Genomic DNA, 800 nt, shown 5'->3' on the forward strand with positions numbered 1-800 from the left:
GTCCAGTTCCTCGGCGATCCGCAGGGCGAGCTGCTGCGCGTGCGTGGACAGCTCGGGGTCCAGGTCGGGCGCGGGGGCGATGACCGTGTCGCAGACGCCGTTCACCTGGATCGACTCGACCACGGGGTACGCCACGGCCTGGCCGTGCGGCGAGCGCACCACGTTGGCCGCCAGCTCGCGCACGAAGGGGACCTTCTCCTCGGCCAGCACCGGCACGCCGGCGCGGAACGGCTCGGCCGCCTCGGCCTCGTCGCGCACGACCCAGACGCCCTTGCCGTCGTAGCCGCCGCGCACCGTCTTCAGGACGACGGGGAAGCCGTCGCCCTCGGCGGCGAACCGGGCGACGTCGGCGGGGTCGGCGACGATCCGATGGCGCGGGCACGGCGCCCCGATCGCGTCGAGCCTGGCCCGCATGACGCCCTTGTCCTGGGCGTGCACCAGCGCCCGCGAACCGGGCCGGACGGCGATGCCGTCGGCCTCCAAGGCCCGCAGGTGCTCCATCGGCACGTGCTCGTGATCGAACGTGATCACGTCACAGCCTTGTGCGAAGCTACGAAGGGTTTCCAGATCGCGGTAGTCACCGACGACGACATCGCCGACGACCTGCGCCGCGGAGTCCGTCGGGGTGTCACTGAGGAGCTTGAACTTGACGCCGAGGGGGATGCCCGCCTCGTGCGTCATGCGCGCGAGCTGGCCCCCGCCGACCATGCCAATTACAGGGAACGTCACCCACCCAGGGTAGCCGTATCAGCCAACGGGCCCCGCGCGCGCTCGTAGGAACCTCCAAGGTCGGCCGGAGC

The 800-nt window shown here is 71.8% G+C and carries 1 protein-coding gene; it reads right to left on the bottom strand.

Annotated elements, in window-relative coordinates; translation table 11 throughout:
• On the bottom strand, positions 1-729 hold a 729-nt coding region (locus KUM32_RS38945), incomplete at its 3' end, for a 5-(carboxyamino)imidazole ribonucleotide synthase (RefSeq protein WP_217146505.1).
• Positions 730-800 lie beyond the last annotated feature (71 nt).

This window comes from Streptomyces sp. AC627_RSS907 (assembly GCF_019049165.1).